Genomic DNA, 2,709 nt, shown 5'->3' with positions numbered 1-2,709 from the left:
GTCCGCCGCCACGGTCGCCGCCGCGGCACGGCCGGACGCCCCGCGATGCTCAGGCTCGGCGCTCGACGCGGGCGGCTGCGGCAACGGAGACGGACGGCGCATGCGGCGCTACTCCCCTGCCCCCGGACCGCTGCTCGCGAGCGCGCCGAGCACCTGCGGGATGATCAGGTTCACGTTGCCGCAGCCGAGCGTGATGACGTAGTCGCCCCCGCGCGCGATCGAGGCCGTGTATTCGGCGGCCGCCTGCCAGTCCGGCACGTAGTGCACGTGCGACGGGTCCGCGAAGGCGCCGCTGACGAGCTCGCCCGTCACACCCGGCACGGGATCCTCTCGCGCGCCGTAGACGTCGAGCATCACCGTGTGGTCGGCGTGCTGCTCGAGCACCTCGGCGAACTCGCGGTACATCTCCTGCGTGCGCGAGTACGTGTGGGGCTGCTGGATGGCGATGATGCGCCCGTCGCCGACGACGCTCCGAGCGGCGGCCAGAGCCGCCGCGACCTCGGTGGGATGGTGCGCGTAGTCGTCGTACACGCTCACGCCCCGTTCGACGCCGTGCAGCTCGAACCGCCGCACGGTGCCGGCGAAGCCCTCGACGGCGCGTACGGATGCCTCGAGCCCGTGCCCGAGCGTCAGCAGCACCGCGACGGCACCGGCGGCATTGATGGCGTTGTGCGCGCCCGGCACGGGCAGCTGAGCACTGACCGTCTCGCCGTCGTGCGTGATCGCGAACGACACCGGGCCGTCGGTGACGATGTCGCTGACGCGGACGGTGGCCTCGGGGGCTTCGCCGAAGGTCACGATGTCGGGGTGCGTGAGCTGCTCGGCGACAGTGCGCGCCCCCGCGTCGTCGGACGAGATGACCACGGCCTCGCGCGCCTCGTCGGCGAACCGGGCGAAGGCGGCGTAGAACGCGTCGCGCGTTCCCCAGTGGTCGAGGTGGTCGGGGTCGACGTTCGTGATGAGCGCGATGGAGGTGTCGTACAGCAGGAAGGTGCCGTCGGACTCATCGGCCTCGATGGTGAAGAGCTCGTCCGAGCCGCTGCCGCTCGAGACGCCGAGCTGTGCGATGACGCCGCCGTTGACGAACGTCGGCTCGACCCCGAGGTCGCGCAGCGCCGTGACGATCATGCCGGTGGACGTCGTCTTGCCGTGGGCGCCCGCGACCGAGACGAGCCGGCGCCCGCCGATCAGCCAGTACAGCGCCTGCGAACGGTGGATGACGTGGAGTCCGCGCTGCTTCGCGAGCACGAACTCGGGGTTTTCGGGCCAGATCGCGCCGGTGTGCACGACGGTGTCGACGTCGTCGCCGAGGTTCGCGGCATCGTGCCCGACGTGAACGGTCGCGCCGAGGTCTGCGAGCTCGCGCAGCGCCGTGCTGTCGGCGCGGTCGGATCCCGACACGCGGATGCCGCGCTCGAGGAACATGCGCGCGAGCCCCGACATGCCGGAGCCGCCGATTCCGATGAAGTGGGCGGCCTCGATGTTCTCGGGGATGGGAAGACTGAGATCGGGTCTGATCATGACCGTCCAATCCTAAGTTGGCCGTCGGATGCCGGGGCCCCGGCGCGCTGGCCGGGGTCGGCTCGCTCCGGCTCTTTGTATTGACACATTGCAACGTTCGTTGACACAATCACGAACGTGGAGATCTCACTCGACGTGCCGATTGCGGTGTTCAATCTTCTGTGCTTCGGAGTCTTACTCACCATTCCTGTGGTCGCGCTGATCGCAACACGCGGGCGCGCCTACGGACAGACACGCGCTCACGCGTACTCCGTACGTGCCAGGCTCCCGTTCGGAACCGAATCGACAGCGGGCAAGGTCGCGATCCGCCTGCGAGCCCAGGTTCGCGCGAACATGTGGGCTCTGCTCGGCGTACTGGCAGTCACAGGCCCACTGCTCTTCGTACCGGGGCTCGTCACATCACCTCACCTGATGTGGGTGGTGACCATCACGACGCTCATGTGCGCGCTGAGCGCGGCCACGGTCGTCGTGAATGTGCGAAGTCAGCTGTTCGACGTCTCACCGGACTTCCCGCGGGTCGCGCATCTTCGAGACCTCACGATCCGTGACTACCTGCAGTCCTGGCGACGCCTCCCCGCGCCACTCCTGCTCACTGCAGCGACCGCATGCGTGGTGCTCTTCGGTGTGGGACACGCCACTGGACTCTGGCGCCCGCCCGCGGTGACTGCCGCACTCATCAACATCTCGATGGCGTTCGCGCTGGTTGTCGCAGTGGGAACACGCATGATCGAGGCGCGCGTGCTCGCACAGCCGCGGCGCGCGCGGGATGAACTCGAACTGGCCTGGAACGACATCTTCTGCGCAGACACGCTCGGGGCTCTGCGCACCTCTGTGGCGGTCGCTGCCTGGCTCCCGCTCGGATTGTCCGCGTCGTTCCTGATCTTCGACGCGATGTCGACGGCCGATCCGACAGTCGTCACGATGCTGCAACAGTTCCCATGGTGGGGAGTGACCGCTCTCCAGGTGATCCTCTCGCTCGGTCAGGGAACGATGCCGGCAAGGCTTTATCCTCCGGGGCTGCGCTCGAAGATCCCACAGCATGCGCTCGCAGTAGGAGGACGAGCATGATCGTCATCGACCCATCGTCCGCGGTTCCCCCCTTCGAGCAGCTCCGCATGCAGGTCGTGGAGGCTGTGTCCTCGGGCGAGCTCGCTCCTGGCCAGCGCCTGCCCACCGTCCGCCGGCTCG

Annotated in this window: 2 protein-coding genes; one reads left to right on the top strand and one right to left on the bottom strand. The window is 68.5% G+C overall.

Features of this window, described 5'->3' with window-relative positions:
• Positions 1-108: 108 nt before the first annotated feature.
• Positions 109-1,521 carry a UDP-N-acetylmuramate--L-alanine ligase gene (murC, locus tag EIO58_RS15745; RefSeq protein ID WP_127820298.1) on the bottom strand — a complete coding sequence of 471 codons (1,413 nt, stop codon included), beginning with the start codon at positions 1,519-1,521 and terminating at the stop codon, positions 109-111.
• A 117-nt stretch (positions 1,522-1,638) separates the two neighbouring features.
• On the opposite strand from murC, the gene EIO58_RS15740 reads away from it, so the two are divergent.
• Positions 1,639-2,589 carry a hypothetical protein gene (locus tag EIO58_RS15740; protein WP_127820297.1) on the top strand — a complete coding sequence of 317 codons (951 nt, stop codon included), beginning with the start codon at positions 1,639-1,641 and terminating at the stop codon, positions 2,587-2,589.
• Positions 2,590-2,709 lie beyond the last annotated feature (120 nt).

The sequence above is a fragment of the Microbacterium sp. CPCC 204701 genome (assembly GCF_004010105.1).
GTDB lineage: Bacteria > Actinomycetota > Actinomycetes > Actinomycetales > Microbacteriaceae > Microbacterium.
The sequence above is the reverse complement of the archived record's forward strand: the minus strand, read 5'-3'. Positions and strand labels throughout refer to the sequence as shown.

What these genes read in the sequence shown, in the direction of transcription:
- murC (WP_127820298.1), bottom strand. Translation starts at nt 1,521, where the DNA reads ATGATCAGACCCGATCTCAGTCTTCCCATCCCCGAGAACATCGAGGCC.